This window comes from Kitasatospora sp. NPDC086009 (assembly GCF_044540385.1).
In the GTDB taxonomy this organism is placed as follows: domain Bacteria; phylum Actinomycetota; class Actinomycetes; order Streptomycetales; family Streptomycetaceae; genus Kitasatospora.
Window position 1 is genome coordinate 88,770 of the sequence record NZ_JBITSA010000004.1, and the last position, 16,585, is coordinate 105,354.

Annotated in this window: 15 protein-coding genes and 1 pseudogene; 8 read left to right on the forward strand and 8 right to left on the reverse strand. The window is 75.1% G+C overall.

Annotated elements, in window-relative coordinates; genetic code table 11:
* Nucleotides 1-8: 8 nt before the first annotated feature.
* Nucleotides 9-989: an ROK family protein gene (locus ACIF6L_RS12330; protein ID WP_359808838.1), complete on the forward strand. Its 981-nt coding sequence runs from the start codon at nucleotides 9-11 to the stop codon at nucleotides 987-989.
* 203 nt (nucleotides 990-1,192) lie between these two features.
* Nucleotides 1,193-1,867: an RDD family protein gene (locus ACIF6L_RS12335; protein ID WP_396489366.1), complete on the forward strand. Its 675-nt coding sequence runs from the start codon at nucleotides 1,193-1,195 to the stop codon at nucleotides 1,865-1,867.
* Between the two features lie 120 nt (nucleotides 1,868-1,987).
* Here ACIF6L_RS12335 and glsA read toward each other — a convergent pair whose 3' ends face one another.
* Nucleotides 1,988-3,352, reverse strand: coding sequence for a glutaminase A (glsA, locus tag ACIF6L_RS12340; RefSeq protein WP_396489364.1), 1,365 nt, complete (start codon nucleotides 3,350-3,352; stop codon nucleotides 1,988-1,990).
* Between the two features lie 432 nt (nucleotides 3,353-3,784).
* Here glsA and ACIF6L_RS12345 point away from each other — a divergent pair, with 432 nt between their 5' ends.
* Entirely contained in the window at nucleotides 3,785-5,086 is a 1,302-nt protein-coding gene (locus ACIF6L_RS12345; protein WP_396489362.1) for a hypothetical protein, read from the forward strand.
* Nucleotides 5,087-5,176: 90 nt separating this feature from the next.
* Here the strand turns inward: ACIF6L_RS12345 and ACIF6L_RS12350 are convergent.
* Together ACIF6L_RS12350 and ACIF6L_RS12355 are read right to left on the reverse strand one after the other, a co-directional pair.
* Nucleotides 5,177-6,073: pseudogene (locus ACIF6L_RS12350) on the reverse strand (class I SAM-dependent methyltransferase).
* A gap of 23 nt (nucleotides 6,074-6,096) precedes the next feature.
* Nucleotides 6,097-7,569 (reverse strand): FAD-dependent oxidoreductase, encoded by a 1,473-nt coding sequence (locus ACIF6L_RS12355; protein ID WP_396489360.1) that lies wholly within the window; start codon nucleotides 7,567-7,569, stop codon nucleotides 6,097-6,099.
* A gap of 469 nt (nucleotides 7,570-8,038) precedes the next feature.
* Here ACIF6L_RS12355 and ACIF6L_RS12360 point away from each other — a divergent pair, with 469 nt between their 5' ends.
* On the forward strand, nucleotides 8,039-8,470 hold the full coding sequence (locus ACIF6L_RS12360) for a hypothetical protein (RefSeq protein ID WP_396489359.1): 432 nt from the start codon (nucleotides 8,039-8,041) through the stop codon (nucleotides 8,468-8,470).
* 192 nt (nucleotides 8,471-8,662) lie between these two features.
* Nucleotides 8,663-9,406, forward strand: a complete 744-nt coding sequence (locus ACIF6L_RS12365; RefSeq protein WP_329485498.1) for a class I SAM-dependent methyltransferase — start codon at nucleotides 8,663-8,665, stop codon at nucleotides 9,404-9,406.
* An 86-nt stretch (nucleotides 9,407-9,492) separates the two neighbouring features.
* On the opposite strand, the gene ACIF6L_RS12370 is transcribed toward ACIF6L_RS12365, so the two are convergent.
* Both ACIF6L_RS12370 and ACIF6L_RS12375 read right to left on the reverse strand, forming a co-directional pair.
* Nucleotides 9,493-10,290 (reverse strand): hypothetical protein, encoded by a 798-nt coding sequence (locus ACIF6L_RS12370; protein WP_396489356.1) that lies wholly within the window; start codon nucleotides 10,288-10,290, stop codon nucleotides 9,493-9,495.
* A gap of 78 nt (nucleotides 10,291-10,368) precedes the next feature.
* Complete coding sequence (locus ACIF6L_RS12375; protein WP_396489354.1) at nucleotides 10,369-10,929, reverse strand: TetR/AcrR family transcriptional regulator; 561 nt, start codon at nucleotides 10,927-10,929, stop codon at nucleotides 10,369-10,371.
* Nucleotides 10,930-11,014: 85 nt separating this feature from the next.
* Here ACIF6L_RS12375 and ACIF6L_RS12380 point away from each other — a divergent pair, with 85 nt between their 5' ends.
* Nucleotides 11,015-11,863: a patatin-like phospholipase family protein gene (locus tag ACIF6L_RS12380; protein WP_396489352.1), complete on the forward strand. Its 849-nt coding sequence runs from the start codon at nucleotides 11,015-11,017 to the stop codon at nucleotides 11,861-11,863.
* 228 nt (nucleotides 11,864-12,091) lie between these two features.
* On the opposite strand, the gene ACIF6L_RS12385 is transcribed toward ACIF6L_RS12380, so the two are convergent.
* Entirely contained in the window at nucleotides 12,092-12,478 is a 387-nt protein-coding gene (locus ACIF6L_RS12385) for a hypothetical protein (RefSeq protein ID WP_396489350.1), read from the reverse strand.
* A 370-nt stretch (nucleotides 12,479-12,848) separates the two neighbouring features.
* Here ACIF6L_RS12385 and ACIF6L_RS12390 point away from each other — a divergent pair, with 370 nt between their 5' ends.
* Complete coding sequence (locus tag ACIF6L_RS12390; protein WP_359808858.1) at nucleotides 12,849-13,304, forward strand: ATP-binding protein; 456 nt, start codon at nucleotides 12,849-12,851, stop codon at nucleotides 13,302-13,304.
* A 204-nt stretch (nucleotides 13,305-13,508) separates the two neighbouring features.
* Here ACIF6L_RS12390 and ACIF6L_RS12395 read toward each other — a convergent pair whose 3' ends face one another.
* Nucleotides 13,509-13,664 carry a DUF6131 family protein gene (locus ACIF6L_RS12395; protein ID WP_329485492.1) on the reverse strand — a complete coding sequence of 52 codons (156 nt, stop codon included), beginning with the start codon at nucleotides 13,662-13,664 and terminating at the stop codon, nucleotides 13,509-13,511.
* Between the two features lie 209 nt (nucleotides 13,665-13,873).
* Here ACIF6L_RS12395 and ACIF6L_RS12400 point away from each other — a divergent pair, with 209 nt between their 5' ends.
* On the forward strand, nucleotides 13,874-14,317 hold the full coding sequence (locus ACIF6L_RS12400) for a DoxX family protein (protein WP_396489348.1): 444 nt from the start codon (nucleotides 13,874-13,876) through the stop codon (nucleotides 14,315-14,317).
* A gap of 57 nt (nucleotides 14,318-14,374) precedes the next feature.
* Here ACIF6L_RS12400 and tkt read toward each other — a convergent pair whose 3' ends face one another.
* Complete coding sequence (tkt, locus tag ACIF6L_RS12405) at nucleotides 14,375-16,519, reverse strand: transketolase (protein WP_396489346.1); 2,145 nt, start codon at nucleotides 16,517-16,519, stop codon at nucleotides 14,375-14,377.
* Between the last annotated feature and the right edge of the window lie 66 nt (nucleotides 16,520-16,585).

Sequence of the window (16,585 nt, forward strand, 5' to 3'; positions counted from 1 at the left end):
GAGAGCAGGTGGAGATCACGGCTGCGGAGAACCCCGTGACCCACCGCGCCGAGGTCCCGAGCGCCGTGGTGATCGGGCTGGAGGTCGGCGTCGCGCAGATCCGGGCCGTCGCGATGGCGCCGGACGGCTCGCTCGTGCACAGCGGTCGGCGGCCGACCCGTGCCGACCGCGGACCGGACGCCGTCCTGGAGACCGTCCTGGAGTACGCCGCCGACCTCGCCCGGCACCACGCGCCGTCGGCGGCCGGCATCGCGGTGCCCGGCCTGGTCGGTGAGGCGACCGGCACCGCCGTCTTCGCCGCCCACCTCGGCTGGCGCGAGATCCCCGTCCGGCGCTGGCTGGCCGAGGAACTCGACGTTCCGGTGGCCTTCGGCCACGACGTCCGCGCCGGTGGCCTGGCCGAGGCCCGGCTCGGCGCCGGCCGCTCGTGCCGCTCCTTCCTCTACGTCCCGGTCGGCACCGGCATCGCCGCCTCGATGGTGCTCGACGGGCACGCGCCGGGCGGCGACGGCGAACTCGGCCACGTCGTGGTCCGCCCGGGCGGCGACCCCTGCCCCTGCGGCGGGAGCGGCTGCCTGGAGACGATCGCCTCGGCCGCCGCGATCGCCCGCCGCTACCGCCTCGCCACCGGCGAGGCGCGCGTGACCGCCAGCGACGTCCAGGCCCGGGCCGCGGCGGGCGACGGGACGGCCGCCGCCATCTGGCAGGAGGCCGTCGAAGGCCTCGCCGAGGTCCTGGCCGCCGCGGTCGGCGACACCGCCCCCGAACGGATCGTCATCGGCGGCCCCCTGTCCCTCGCCGGGCGGACCTACCTCGACCCGCTCCGGAAAGCCCTGTCCGAGCGCCTGACCTCCCCGGACCCACCCCGCGTCGTCGCCGCCGCCCTCGGCCGCCGGGCCGCGGCACTGGGCGCGGCCCTGCTCGCCCAGGACCTGCGCCCACCCCGTCACCCGGCCGGCGCGGAGGCCGCCGGGCACCACTGCGCGTAGCCGGGGGGTGGCGAGACGCCGAACTCCCCATCGCCCGGGACCCGGTACCGATGGACGTGTCCGGCCGGGAACGAGGGTGCCGGGGGCGGGTGACGAGGGGGCAGGTCCGGGGTGTTCACGTAACGGTTGGCCCCAGGGTCTTCCTAAACGATCGTCGGAGCCACTAGACCCGAGGGACAAGCCGCGACGAAACGAGCAGGACGATGACGAACCCACCCCCCGGCTACGGCCACCCGTCGGACGAGAACCCGTACGGCAAGCAGCCGCCGCCGGCGCAGCCGGGCTACGGGGCCCCGCAGGGCCCCTACGACCCGCAGCCCGGCGCCGCCTACCCGCCGCCCGGCTACGCCCAGGGCGCTCCCGGCTACCCGCCGCCCGCGCAGGGTTACCCGCAGGGCGGCGGCCAGGCTCCGCCGTGGGTCGGCCCGGCGGGTCCGTACGGACCGCCGCCGCCCGGGAGCCGGACCCTGGCCACCCCGGCCGACCGCTTCCTGGCCCGTCTGATCGACCTGGGCGTGCTGCTGATCCCGTTGATCGTGCTCCAGCTGGCCTTCACGACCGTGGCGGGTTCGATCCTGGCCGCCGTCATCGGCGCGCTGATCGTCTTCGCCTACGAGGCGGCGATGATGCTCAGCCAGGGCCAGCAGACCGTCGGCAAGAAGGCGATGAAGCTGCGGGTGGTCTCGGCGACGCACGGCGGCCGCCCGAGCGACAACGAGCTGTGGACCCGCAGCGCGGTCTACGGCCTGCCCCAGGCGGTCTACTGCGTCGGCTCGGTGTTCTCGCTGGTGAACGTGTTGTCGCTGCTCTGGGACAAGCCGCTCCAGCAGTGCTTCCACGACAAAGCGGCCAAGACCGTGGTGGTCAAGGAGTCCTGACCGCGGGCCGGTCCGCCCGGCGGGCCCGATGGAGCCCGGTCGCCCCGATCGTCGTCGGCGGTGACCGGGCTCCGTGCGTTCTGGTCGCACCGGGCGGCCCGGCGGCACGCCCCGACGAGGTCAGCTCGGGGCGGACGGGGCGAGGGGCGCTTCGCCGGCCAGGAGCCGGTCCTCGCACCAGGCCACCGCGTCGTCGCGGCTGGTGAAGGCCTGCCAGTCGGGGTGCCCGTCGGCCGCGGCCAGGAACGGCTCCTGGGCGGCGACGACGATCCGGTGGCCCCGCTGGGCGATGTCCGCCAGACCGGCGGCGAGCATCGCGGCGGAGCCGGGGCGGATGCCGGTGACGGCCATCAGGTCAAGCACCAGCCAGCCGGGTGTCGCGGGGACGGCCCCCTCGACGGCGCCCAGCAGCTGCTCGGTCTCGGTGAACTCCAGCTCGCCCTGGGCGCCGACGGCGATGATGCGCTGCCGGCTGCGGTTGAGCAGCGCGGTCTGCTCCGGGCTGCGGGTGCGGGAGGAGCGCGCGCCGTGCCCGGTGTCGGTGACGGTGGCCGTCAGGTGCACCGGTGCGTGCATGAGGTGGAGGGTGAGCCGCTCGGACATCGCGGTGAGCGCGGCCACGCCCCGCACGGAGTTGCCCTCCCGGTCCAGCGGCGGGCTGTAGACCGCGACCCCGAACCGGCCCGGGCTGGCCGCGATCAGCCCGCCGGCGACCCCGCTCTTGGCCGGCAGCCCGACGTTCAGCAGCCACTCCCCGGCGCCGTCGTACATCCCGCAGGTGGCCATGACCGCCAGGGTCCGTACCGCCACGCTCCGCTCCACGACCCGCTCGCCGGTGACCGGGTTGCGGCCGCCGTTGGCCAGGGTCGCGGCCATCACCGCGAGGTCGGCCGCGGTGACCAGGACGGAGCACTGGCGGAAGTAGGTGGCCGTCACGGCGTACGGGTCGTCGGTCAACGAGCCGGCCGAGCGCATCAGGTAGGCCAGCGCGCGGTTGCGGTCGCCGCTGGCGGCCTCGGAGGCGTACACCTCCTCGTCGTAGCCCAGTCGGCGGCCGGCGAACGCGGACAGGCAGTCCAGGATCCGGGCGGACCGCGCCTCGGGGTCGGCCGCCGCGACCAGGGCGGTGGTGGCGATCGCGCCGGCGTTGACCATCGGGTTGGCCGGGCGCCCGGTGACCGGCTCCAGGCTGATGGCGTTGAAGGCCTCGCCGCTGGGCTCGGCGCCGACCCGTCGGAGCATCTCGTCGGGCCCGAGGTCGGTGAGGGCCAGTGCGTAGACGAAGGGCTTGGAGACCGATTGGATGGTGAACTCGGTGTCGGCCTTGCCCGCCTGGTAGCGGCGGCCGCCCATGCTGGTGATGGCGATCCCGAAGTCGTCGGGGTCGGCCTGGGCGAGCCTCGGGATGTAGGAGGCGACTTCGCCGTCCGTCAGCCCGCTGATCCGCCGGTGCAGTTCGTTGAGCGCCTTCGTCACCGGGTCCATGCGCGCACCCCTTCCGTTCCCGCTCCGCCGTTCCGGTCTCCCGGTCCCCAGGGCGCCCGCTGCCGCTGCCCACCGGGAGGCCCACCCGGCGGCCCATCGGTCGGGAGGCCGGTCGGGAGGCCCGGTCGGGTGGGGCCGGACGAAGCCGCGCTCAGCAGCATGCCAGGGGCGCGGCCCGCACCCGCCCGCGACGCACCGGCGGCGGTCGCCGCCCCGCCGCCCCGCCGACCGGGGGGCGCCGGTGCCCGGGGCGCCCGGCGCACGGGGCCCGCTCGGGCGCAGCGTCCGTTCCGCGGGTGCCGGGAACGGACGCTGACCGGCCTTGGTGTGATGAGCCCTCTATTCGGGACATCTCGCGGAAGGCTGTCCGGATCCCCCCGGCAGGCCCGATCCTGGACGGACGAGTGGTCACCCACCCCGGGGGAGTGCCGAATGTGGTCCGCAGCTGTCTCCTGGCCCCTGCCCGAGGGCGCCCCGGGCCCGTGGCAGGACGTGCTCTTCCGGGCCCTGCTCACCGTCGTCGTCCTGTCGGCCGCCCAGGAGCCGCTGCGCGGGCTGGGAGTCGGTGCGACCTGGCGGCCGGGCACGCTCGGCGCGCGGGTGGGCGACCGCCTCGTCGGGCCCGCGGTCCGGACCGTCCTCGCCGCCGTGCTGGTGCTCGCCGGGTGCGCGTTCACGGCCGGTCTCCTCCCGGTGACGGCGACGGTGGTCATGGCCGCGGTCTTCGTGCCGGTCACCACCGTCCACCTGTCGCAGGAGTTCGCCGGGTACGTCACCGAGGACGACGACGGCACCCGCCACTTCAAGGTGCACCACCACCTCCACCTGACCGGGCTGGCGCTGCTCGCCATGGCGGGTGCCGGGCTCGCCGCCGCTCCCGGCGCCGACCCGCACCGGGTGACCGCGTCGATGGCCGGAGGGCTGTGGGGGGCGGTGGTGGCCCACTACGTCGTCTCGGCCGTCTCCAAGGTGCGCAAGCGCGGGCTGCGCTGGCCGGACCGCCGGCTCTTCCCCTTCTACCTCACCCTGTTCGACCGGTTCCGGACCGGGGACGGCGAGCGCGTCCGGGACGCCCGCCCGGTCCGCCTCCTGGTCCGCCGGCCGGGCGCGGGCGTGCCGCTCCTGTGGGCGACGCTGCTGCTGGAGGCCGGCACCCCGCTGATGCTCGCCGGGTTCTGGCCGCGCGCGGCGATCGGTCTGGGCCTGGTGCTCTTCCACCTGGGCTCGCGGTGGCTGCTCGCGGTCGACTTCCGGGAGAACGCCATGCTGGCGGGGCTGGCCGCCCTGCCGCTGCCGGCCGGTGCGGGGCCGGGCCTCGCCCCGGACTGGACGGGCCCGGTGGCGTTCGCGGTGTGCGCGGTGCTCTCGTTCGCCCTGGACGACCGGGTCTACCCCTTCTCGAACCTGCCCATGTTCGCGGACGCCTACCGCCCCTCGCCCGTGGTCACGCTCCGCTGCTCCAACGGTGCGGACATCCTGCCGGCCCCCGCGACGGCGGGCTGCTCCACGGCCGGACTGTCGCGCGAGTACGCCGCCGCGGACGGCGATCCGGACGCCTTCTGCGCACGGGTGCGCGAGCGGGTGGCCGCCACCGGAGCCGTCCTCCCGGCGGACACCGCGCTGTGGGTCGAGACCGTCGACGTCACGCCCGGCGGTACGGTCGCCGCGGCGCTGCGCCGGCTCCGGCCGCTCGCGCCGGCCGACGAGGAGCGGGAGCCGAGCCCGGGCGCGTGACCCGCCGTCGGGCCCGGTGCTCGGGTCCGGTGTTCCGGTCCGAGCACCGGACCGGAGGCCCGGGCCCGGTGCTCCGGCCCGGTCGGCAGGTCAGCGCCGGGGCTTGTGCGCGAACACCCAGCGGTTGCCCGCCAGCGCGTCGTTCTGCTCGGGCAACGGGCCGCGGCCGTGCCGGTGGGTGAACTCGAAGGGGGTGCTGACGGAGGTGGTCCAGCCCCGGTCCGCCAGGGCGCCCGCCGAGTCGGGCCGGGGTTCGAGGTTGAACAGGGTGAGCAGGTCGATCCCGATCTGCTCCCTCGTCGCGGTGTAGAGCGGGCTGTCTCGGTACCGCAGCAGGTCCGGTTCGAGCTTGGCCTCGTACGCCAGGGCGCTGCCGCCGGTGCTCAACCGGTCCACCGCGCCGACGAGGTGCGACTCGACGGCGCTGGGCAGGTAGAACAGCAGCCCCTCGGCCAGTCAGACGCTCGGGGCGGCCGGGTCGAAGCCCGCGCCGGTCAGCGCCCCGACCCAGTCGGCGCGCAGATCGGCCGGGACGGGTACGCGCGTCGCCCTCGGGACGGCGGACAGCCCGTCGAGGACCCGGTGCTTGAACGCCAGCACCCCGGGCCGGTCGATCTCGAAGACCACGCAGCCGGGCGGCCAGTCCAGCCGGAACGCCCGTGCGTCCAACCCGGCTCCGAGCAGCACCACTTGGCGGGCGTCGGCGCGGACCGAGCGGAGCAGGAAGTCGTCGAGGACCCTCGTTCGCAGACCGAAGTAGCGGGCGAACCGCCCCCAGAGCGGGTTCGCGTCCCCGCCCGGGGCCTCCCGCCCCCGGACCGGCCAGCCCGCGGAGGCCGGGGCGGCGCGCACGAAGTGCTCCGCGAAGGCGTCCTGGGCCAGGCTGTCCCGGCGGTGGGTCTCGATCGCCCGTGCGGCGGCGACCAGCAGCGCGGTGACCCCGACGCCCCCTTCCACGCCGCTGTTCCGATCCGTGGTGTCGGTCATGCGTCCCTCCCTGGGGTGAAGCCCTACCGCGATGGCGTGGTCGAGGACGGCGCTTCCGTCGCCGGCCCGGGCACCGGGTGGCCGGCGGTGCGGGCCGTGCGGGCCGTCGGCGTGGTGCGGGCCGGCGGCGCGGCACGGCGGCGACGCAGCGCCGCGCCGACGACCTTCCGCAGGACGGAGGGCTGGAAGAGCAGGGTGGGCGGCGCGACCATGTTGGCGACCCGGACGAACCGGGACCACACCTCCGGGTCGTGCACCGCCACCGTGAAGACCTGGGAGTTGTACCAGTGGGCCACCCGGGCCGGCAGCGGCCGCCCGTCCGGGTTCCACATCAGGTCCGAGTTGCTCGACAGCGTCCAGGGCACCAGCAGCACGCGGGCCAGCCGGCGCTGGAACCGGCGGCCCAGTCCGTCCAGTCCCTCGCCCCCGGCCCGGCGGGCGGCCAGCATCCGCTGCAGGAGCCGGGCCTCCAGCGCCGCCACGGTGAGCCCCTGCCCGTACACCGGGTTGAACACGCAGACCGAGTCGCCGACGGCGAGCAGGCGCTCGGGCCAGTCCCTGACCCGGTGGTACTGGCTCCACTGGTTGTTGGGATTGACGTACCGGCGGGTCGGCTCCGGGCGGGTGCGGCGCTCGATCAGCTCGGCCAGCAGGGGGTTCGCCAGGCTCCGGGCGAAGTCGAGGTACCCCTGGTCGTCGGTCGGCGGCACCTGGTCGTCGAAGCCGAACAGCGAGCACGTCCAGCGGTTCCGCTCGACGGCCAGGATGACGCCGCCGCGCGGGATGCCCGGCGCGAAGGTCATCTGGTAGGCGGCGTCGAAGTCCGGGTGGTCCCGCTCCGGCCTGGCGAAGACCATCGAGGTGTAGGTGATCTTCGCCTTCACCACACGCGGCGCGGGCACCCGCACGCCCAGGGCGTCGAGCCGGTCGTCCAGCCCGCCGGCGCGCCCCGAGGCGTCGACCACCAGGTCCGCCGCCAGGGTGGCCGGCTCCTCGGCGCCGGCCACCCGGTACACCACCCCGGTCACGGCCCCGGGACGCTCCGCGAGCAGACCCTCGCAGCGTGCCGGGGCCAGCAGCCTCACACCGGGCAGGGCCAGCACCCGGCGCCGCAGCCGGCGTTCCAGCTCGTCCCGGGTGAACGACTGGATCAGCACGCCCGTCGGGTGCCGCGGGGCGAAGCCGGCCGGCTGCAGGAAGCTCATCCGCTCCCCGTAGTCGTAGACCGGGGCGCCGAGTTCACGCAGCTCCTCGCGCAGGCCCGGGAAGAGCGTCTCCAGCACCTCCGCGCCCCTGGCCAGCATGGCGTGCGCGTGGTGGCCCTGCGGGGCGTGCGGGTGGACGCCGGTGTGCTCGTCCACCTCGTCCCGCTCCAGGAGGACGACCTCGCGGAAGCAGTCGGTCAGCACCCGCGCCGTGACGAGACCGGCGTACCCACCGCCGATGACCACGGCCCTCTCCCAGCGACGGTCCGACTCGTGCGCCCGCGTTCCCATGGACCCCTCCTCCGACGGCCCGGTGCCCGTCTCCCGCACCAGGGTGCAGGCGCGTCGGGACCGCTGACCAGAGCGACGCCCGCCCACTGCTTCCACGCGCCCCCATGTGCCCCGTCGCACTCCGTCGGTCGTACCGCGGCCGCCGGGGGTCCGTCCGGGCGGGGCGGCGGGGGTCGGAGAGCCGTCCCGCGTCGTCCTGACTGAGGATCCGGTCCTCGGTCTCCGGAGGTACCCGCGTCTGCCGCGCGAAGGAGACTGTGTCGCAAGGGAGTTGAGAGAGTCGATGCGGGCCGGGCGGAACCCCGGTCGCCTCGGCCGGCCCCTCGCCGTCCGACCGGCTCGCTGGAGTGGGTCGCCGGCTGCTCCCAGCCGACGAGGGTACGAACGCCGCGCGGTCCGGCCGGGCGGGGATCGGGGTGCGCGGTGGGCGGCCCGCCGCCTGCTCACCGAGGAACGCGTCACCCTGCTCGTGCCGCTCCGCCCCGGCGCCACGCTCCCCGACTGGCTGTCCCCGGCCAGTCGGGACGGCTGGACCCTGCTGTTCGGCGCCCGCTCGACACCCCTGCTGCCCGTCCTGGAGGACCACCCGATCCGCTACGTCAGCAGCGCCAACCGCACCGGCCACCCACCCGCCGCCTCGGCCGCCGATGCCACCGCGATGTTCCCCGACACCGTGCCCGTGCTCGGCGCCACCTCCCTCACCGGCGCCGGCCGCGACCCGGCCGAGCCACCCCGCCGGGCGACCACCACGCTGCGCCTGCACGCCGACGGTCGGATCGACCTGCACCGACACGGCGCCCAGGACCACCCCCACGGGAGCGCCGACCGGTACCTCGAGCGGGTCCGGGGCCGGCTACGGGGGCACGGCGGCCCCGAACGGCCGCCCCTGAACGAGCTGTGACGTCGTGTCGGGACGCCGATGCCCGCGCGTCACCCGGCCGACTTCTTTGTGTCATCCGCCAGTACGGCCGTCGCACCGCGCGGAGGAGACTCGTCGCCACGGCCCCGGCGGGCCTCCACCCGCCGCGTCCGGCGAGCCGGAGTGGCCGCGTACCGGACGAAGCACGGGCGAAGGACATAAAGGGGGCGGCACGTGAGCGTGCAGCAGTACGACGGGATCGGCGAGGCGTTCGAGGGTTTCAAGTCCCTGCCGCTGATGCGTTACGGGGAGGTGCCGAGCTTCCTCGGCATGGTCGGGGACGTGAAGGGCAGGTCGGTCCTCGACCTGGCGTGCGGCACCGGCTTCTACAGCAGGGAGTTCAAGCGGCGCGGCGCCTCCGAGGTGTTCGGCGTCGACATCTCCGTCGAGATGATCGCCGCCGCGCGGGACATGGAACGGCGTGAGCCGCTGGACGTGCGCTACGAGGTCGGCGACGTCGCCGAGCTGGCGCCGCTGGATCGGCGGTTCGACCTCGCGCTGGCCGTGCAGTGTCTCAACTACGCGGAATCCGTGGAGCAGCTGGAGCGGATGTGCCGCAACATCCACCGGAACCTGGTGCCCGGCGGCGAGTTCTTCGTGTTCGCCCAGCGGCCCGACTACGCGTTCGACTGTCCGTCCCTGGAGCGGTACGGGTTCCGCTGCGAGCCGATCGGTGAGGAGGCCGGGACCGGTCCGCGGGTGCGGGTCACGGCGCTCCTCGACCCGCGGCCGATCAGCATCGTCAGCACCGTTCCGCGTCGCGAGGTCTACGAGGAGTGCCTGCGGGCGGCCGGATTCCGTGACCTGGAGTGGGTGCCGATCCAGGTGTCCGAAGCCGGCCTCCGCGAGTTCGGCGCGGAGTTCTGGGCGGACCTCCTGGCCAAGCCGCCGCTGGTGATGCTGCGCTGTCGTGCCTGAGGTGCGTGCCTGAGGTGCGTGCCTGAGGTTGGTGTCGGGTCCGGTGCCGAAGAAGCTTCGGCACCGGACCCCGGGCGATCCGGCCCTCAGAGCGGGAGGACGGGACGGGTCGAGAAGTCCTCGCAGAGACCGTCGCCGTCCGGGCCGTGCACGAACTCGGCCATGAAGGGGTTCCGGTTGGCCGTGGCCAGCGGCAGCCACCCCAGCAGGAAGCCGTACCCGCCGCACACCGACTCGCCGCCGTCCCCGCCGTGGACGGACGCGGTGTCGCTGCTCACCTCGGTGCGGTAGGTGTCGTAGGCGATGCGCAGCCCGAAGGCGTTCGGCCGGCTCTGCGGCCCGTCCGGCTCTCCGTAGGGGAGGCGGTCGAGCGGGCAGTCGTCGCCCCAGCGGAAGAGGGTGGTGGCGCCGGCCCCGCAGGCGTGCTCCCACTCGTCCGGGCTCGGCATCCGCAGCCCGCGGGCCGCGAGGACGGCCGGCATGTCGCAGGAGGCCTCGGTCAGCTCCTCGTCCTCCACGGCCATCAGCACGGTGGCCAGGGTGACGGTCCGTCGCGGGCTGAGCACCTGGGCGAGGTGCTCCCGGAGGTCGGCGCCGTAGCCGAAGCCGTTCTCCAGGCTCGCCGCGTAGTCGGCGCTCTGCTCGGGCGTCGGCCGCCAGGCGTCGAGGTCGAACCCGAGCGTCACCCGGCCGCCGGGGATCAGCGCGAACTCCTGGTCATCCCGTTCGATCCGGACGCGGTGCAGCGGGGCGCCGAGGTGCTCGACGGTCTCCAGCGCGGTCACCCGGCCGCCCACCAGCTCCGCCGCCCCGTGGGCGACGCGGCGTGCGGTCGGCAGGTCGAACGACCGCCACTGGTCGAGGCTGAGGGCGCTGAGGGACATGTGCCGCAGTGTGCCACGGCCCTCCGACAGGGAGGCACGCTCCGACACCGGCCATGACCGAAGGCCCGCCAGGGCCGTTCAGCGGTCCAGCAGTTCCGCGAAGCGGTCCAGCGCGCGATTCGTGCGGTCGCGGTCGCCGGTGGTGGTGAGGTCGAACAGCAGGCCCCGGACGACGGCCATGATCAACGTGGGCGTCACGGTGTCGCCGGGGCCGCTGGAGACGTCGCGGAAGGTGGCGCCGAGCGTGTCGAACCAGTCCGTGATCGCCTCGCCCTGCTCGGGGTAGGCCTCGGGGTGAACCAGCCCGTCGGCGTGCACCTCGAAGAACAGCCGGACGAACGGGGCACGTTCCTCCGCGCTGATCCACGCCCAGATGCCGCGCAGCCGCTCCTGGGCGGTGCCCGTCGTCGGCCCAACGTGCCCGGTCAGGCGCGCGGCACCTCGGCGCCGAGCCTCGGCGAGGACCGCCGCGACCAACTCCTGTTTGCTGCCGAAGTCGTAGAGCAGCATCCGCGGGCTGGTGTCGAGGGCCGCGGCCATCGGCCGCAGGCTGAGTCCGGTCAGGCCGTGCGCCAGCACGTAGTCGGTCGCCCGTGCCAGCGTGCGCTCCCGACGGGCGGGGTCGGCGGGTCGCCCCACGGTGGATCTCCGCTCGGTTTCTCGAAGTTGAGACAGCATCAGCGAGTATATGGTACGACTGTTTCACTAATGAGGGGAGATCACCTTGCACACCTTCGACCGAGCACTCGTCCTGGGTCCCGGGGGCCACGTCGGCACCGCCTGGATGGCAGGGCTGGCCCACGGGTTGCGCCTGCGCGGTGTGGAACTGGGCGGAGCCGACGTGATCGTCGGGACCTCGTCCGGCGCGATCGTCGCGGCGCTGCTCGCCACCGGCCAGGACCTGGAGCGGCTCGCGACGGCGGCCCGCCGGCCGGAGCACCGGGTCACGGCGGACCCCGGACGGACGGGCGAGGTGTTCGCCGTGCTCGGCGACCCCGGCCTGGAGCCCGACGAGGCCCGCCGCCGCGTCGGCCGCCTCGCGCTCGACGGCGCCGACCCCCACGCCGAGGAGGCGCTGATAGCGGGCCGCGCCGCGCTGATCGGCGCGGACACCTGGCCCGAGCGCCGACTGCTGATCACCGCCGTGGACACGACCTCCGGTGAACCCGTGGTGTGGGACCGCGACAGCGGTGTGCCGCTGGCGCACGCGGTGGCGGCGAGCAGCGCCTTCCCCGGGGTCGCGCCGCCCGTCGCCGTCGACGGCCGGCGGTACATGGACGGTGCGCTGCGCGCGGGGCCCAACGCCGACCTCGCCGTGGGAGCCCGCACGCTGGTCGTGGTCGAGCCGATGGCCCACCTGTTCCCCCGGGAGCTGCTCGACCAGCAGCTGGCGGCCGTGGGAGCGGCGCGCGTCGTGACCATCGGTCCCGATCCGGCCTCGGTCAGCGCTTTCGGCCCGGACCTGGGCGACCTGGCGGCCTGGGAGCCGGCCTACCAGGCGGGCCTTCGCCAGGCGGGCGACGTCGACGAGGAACTCCGCGCCACGTCGACGCCGGAGCCCGACGCGCGCTGACCCCCGACCACGTCGGCACACCGCCGGCGGCGACAGCCCACCGGACGGTCACGGCATAGGCAGACCCGCCCTCCCCGAGCCCCCGCCGGGACCGCTGTCCCGCTGTCCAGCCTCTTCCGGGCCCGCTCAACCGGCCGACGACGGTGCCGCGGTCGGCCGAGCGGGCAGCCTTCCGGCCCGTCCTGGCGGAGGTCAGTCGTCGTCGGCTCCCGCTCCCACGGCGCGCAGTCAGTGGTTCGCGTCCTGGGCCTGCCAGATCAGTCCCCGCCCGGCGGCCGCACTGGCGTAGGCGTCGTCCCAGTTGTCGTAGTACAGGGTGCCGGCCGCATCGTTGAACCGCGATGCGGCCCTCCGGAGGAGGTCCTGCAGCTCCTCGGTGAAGCACGGAGCCGCGTAGGACAGCTGGGCGGCGTCCGTGAGGCCGACGGCGGCGTTGCCCTTGTCCCGGTAGCTGATGGCCTGCTCGGCCTGGGCGGCGATGTCGTCGATGGTGTTGAGCGCGCTCCCACAGGCAGGTGTCGCGGGGCGGGCGGTGGCCGTCGTGACGACGCTGCCCAGGCCGACGGCCATCGCCGCGGTGACCACGGCGAAGCGGCCGAGAGTCTTTCGCATCATGCTTCCTCCACTCATGCCGCCGGAACCGTGCGCGATCTCCGGGGCTCGTTCCCGGTCGAGGTGTCCCGCCGGGCTCTCCACCTTCGCGAGAGCTCACGTTGTCCACAACAGGAACGGGCGGAACCGCAGTTCGGCCGCGGACAACGGCCATTGTCCGCGGCCGGAAGCCGTTGCGTCCGCCGTCGGCGGCCGGGCGTGCCGGTCCGGCCGGGCGCCCGCCGCGCCCCGTCGCGGCGCAGGAGGGCGCCGGCGCCGGCCGACGACGGGCAGGATCACCGCCCGGCATCGGGTCTCCGCCCCTCGGGTGCGTGGGGGCGGGTTTTGGGGGCAGGCGCTGGATACGGACTGAAAACGGACGGAGGATCGGGCCATGGGCGACGCGTCGGTGAGGGCCACGGGATGGGCCCGTTCATTCCCCATAGCGGGCGGTGTCCGGGCGGGGCGGCGGTGGACTCGGAACCACCTGCGCTCGCTCGCGTGGACGCGGGACGCGCCCGAGACCGTGGACGCCGTCCTGCTCACCGTCTCCGAGCTGCTGACCAACGCCCACATCCATGCCCACAGCAGCGCCGAGCTGGTGCTGGTGTGGGACGGCCGGTGCCTGCACGTGTCCGTCCACGACGGGAGCACCGCGGTGCCGGAGCCGCGCAGCGCGGGCACCGACGCGCTCAACGGGCGGGGGATGGCGATCGTGGACGCCCTCGCCGACGAGTGGGAGATCCGCCGCCAGCGGGAGGGGAAGACGGTGATCGCCTGTTTCCACCCGCCAGGCGAGCGGGACCCGCACCCGCGCGACACCGCCGGGCGGCTGTGCGGCCCGGCCTGAGGGTCCGCCGGGGCCCGCCCGCCGATGTCGCGGTCCGCGCAGCGCATTGTGCAGGGGGACCGTGCCGGTGGCGGCGTCGAGGACGGGGCGGGCAGGGTGCTCGGCTGCCCGCCCGTGAGGGCCCGGCCCTGGGGCCGGGGAGACGGCCGGCGCCTCCCCGGCGGCCCCGGGACGGCGCTGTGCCCGGTCGGTCGACGGGCTCCGTCACCAGTAGTGCTTGCGTCCGCCGACGGCGTGCCCGACCGCTCCCAGGATCCACAGGATCAGTCCCACGACGACGAGGACCGCTCCGATCGTCCACAGGATGCCGAGGCCGGTGAGGAGACCGATGACGAGAAGGATGATTCCGAGGACGATCATGCCGCGCTCCTTGGGCTCTGTGAGCTCTTCCCCCGCGCCGTGCGTCTGCCCGATTGCCGACGGGTCAACCGGCCCTCGCCGGTTTGTTGTCGCCCGGACGGGCCGCCCCACCCGAACGAGCCCGAGGTGCCCCGCCGAGCCCCGGGCCGCCCGTCGGGACGCCCCGCGCGACGGGGATTGGCCGCCGGGGGACGGGAAAGACGCGGGGTATGTCCATCTTGCGAGCCTGTGCCCGACCGATGCTGGCGTCGATGTTCCTCTACGGGGGCGCCGACGCCCTACTGAACCCCGCCCGGCTGGAGGCCGCCGCCGAACCGGTGGTCGACCCGCTCGCCGAGCGCGTCCCGGCCGTTCCGCGCCGGCCCGAAACGGCGATCCGCCTCAACGCCGGGGTCCAGGTGGTGGCCGGCGCGCTGCTGGCGTCCGGCCGTCTCACCCGGCCCGCCGCCCTCGCGCTTGCGGCGACCCTCGTCCCGGTCACCCTGGCCGGCCACCGGTTCTGGGAGGTCAAGGACGAGGAGGAGCGCGCCCGGCAGCGCATCCACTTCCTGAAGAACCTGTCGATGTGCGGCGGGCTGCTGATCACGGCGGCGGACTCCGGAGCGGGGCCGTCGCTGGCCTGGCGCGCCCGGCACCGGCGGTGGACCGGCTGACGCCCGCTCCCGGTGCGCCCGCCCACGACGGGCGGGCGCACCGGGGCGGACCCGGCGTCAGCCGGCCGCCGCGAGGCTCTCCCGCGCGGCCCCGGCCACGGCCTCGGCGGTGAGTCCGAACTCGCTGTACAGGCGCCGGTAGTCGGCGGAGGCGCCGAAGTGGTCGAGGCTGACGATCCGGCCGTGCGGGCCGACCAGCTCGCGCCAGCCGAGCGCCACGCCCGCCTCCACGCTCACCCGCGCCGCCACCGCGGGCGGCAGGACGCCGTCGCGGTACTCGCGCGGCTGCGCGGCGAACCACTCCAGGCACGGCAGCGACACCACCCGGCTCGCCACGCCCTCACCGGCCAGCTGCTCCTGCGCCGCCAGCGCGAGGTGCACCTCGGAGCCGGTGGCCAGCAGCAGGACCCGGGGCGGGGCGCCGTCGGCCGGGTCGCGCAGCACGTAGCCGCCGCGGGCGGCGGCGTCCGCCGGTGCGCACCCGCCGGTCCCGCGGTCGAGGACGGGCACCTTCTGCCGGGTGAGGACGAGGCCGGTCGGCCGGTCGTGGTGCTCCAGCAGCGCGTGCCAGCAGGCGGCCGTCTCGTTGGCGTCGCAGGGGCGCACCACGTCGAGGCCGGGGATCGCGCGCAGCGCCGCGAGGTGCTCCACCGGCTGGTGGGTGGGGCCGTCCTCGCCGAGGCCGATCGAGTCGTGCGTCCAGACGTAGACGGTCGGGAGCTCCATCAGCGCGGCCAGTCGCACCGCGGGCCGCATGTAGTCGCTGAAGGTCAGGAAGGTGCCGCCGTAGGGGCGGGTCAGGCTCTGCAGGGCGATCCCGTTGAGGATGGCCCCCATGGCGTGCTCCCGGATCCCGAAGTGCAGGGTGCGGCCGTACGGGCCGCCCTTCCACTCCGCGGTCTCCACGCCCTCGGGCAGGAAGGAGGGCTCGCCGTCCATGGTGGTGTTGTTGCTCCCGGCGAGGTCGGCCGAGCCGCCCCACAGCTCGGGCAGGACCGGTGCGAGCGCGGTGAGCACCCGGCCCGAGGCGGCGCGGGTGGCCAGCCCCTCCCGGTCCGCGGGGAAGGCCGGCAGGTGGTCGGCCCAGCCGTCCGGCAGCCGGCGCTCCGTCAGCCGGTCCAGCAGTGCCGCGCGCTCGGGGTGCTCGTCGCGCCAGCGCTCGTAGTGCGGGGTCCAGGCCTCGCGGAGTTCACGGCCGCGCTCGCGTGCCCGGCGGGTGCGGGTGAGGACGTCGTCCTCGACGGTGAAGCTGCGCGCGGGGTCGAAGCCGAGCAGTTCCTTGGTGGCGGCGACCTCCTCGTCGCCGAGCGCGGAGCCGTGGGCCTTGCCGGAGTTCTGGAGGTTGGGGGCGGGCCAGCCGATGACCGTCCGCAGCACCAGCAGCGAGGGCCGGGTGGTCTCCGCGCGGGCGGCCCGGAGCGCGTCGAGGACGGCGTCGACGTCCTCGACGTAGCGGCCGGTACGGGTCCAGTCGACGGTCTGCACGTGCCAGCCGTAGGCGCGGTAGCGGGCGGCGACGTCCTCGCTGAACGAGACGTCGGTGTCGTCCTCGATCGAGATGTGGTTCTGGTCGTACACCATGGTCAGGTTGCCCAGCCGCTGGTGGCCGGCCAGCGAGCTCGCCTCCGCGGTGACGCCCTCCATGAGGTCGCCGTCCGAGGCGAGGACGTAGACGTGGTGGTCGAAGGGGCTCTCGCCGTCCGGGGCGTCCGGGTCGAGCAGGCCGCGTTCCCGGCGGGCCGCCATCGCCATGCCGACGGCCGCGCCCAGCCCCTGGCCGAGCGGGCCGGTGGTGATCTCCACGCCCCGGGTGTGCCGGTACTCGGGGTGGCCGGGGGTGGCGGAACCCCAGGTCCGCAGGGCTTCCAGGTCGGAGAGCTCCAGGCCGTAGCCGGTGAGGTACAGCTGGACGTACAGGGTGAGGCTGGTGTGTCCGCAGGACAGTACGAAGCGGTCGCGGCCCAGCCACTGGTCGTCACCGGGGTCGTGGCGCAGGACGTTCTGGAACAGCAGGTGGGCCAGTGGCGCCAGGCTCATCGCCGTCCCGGGGTGGCCGTTCCCGGTGCGCTGCACGGCGTCGGCCGCGAGCAGCCGGGCGGTGTCCACGGCCCGGACGTCCACGGCGTCCCAGCCCGCCCGTGCGGCGACGGGGTCGGCCAGCGACTGGTGGCGGGTCGCGGGGTGCTTGTCGGGGGGTGTCACGGGTGTCCTCCCAGGGGGCCGGTCGGGGTCGGTGAGGTCGCCGGGGACGGTTCGGCGCGTCCGTGC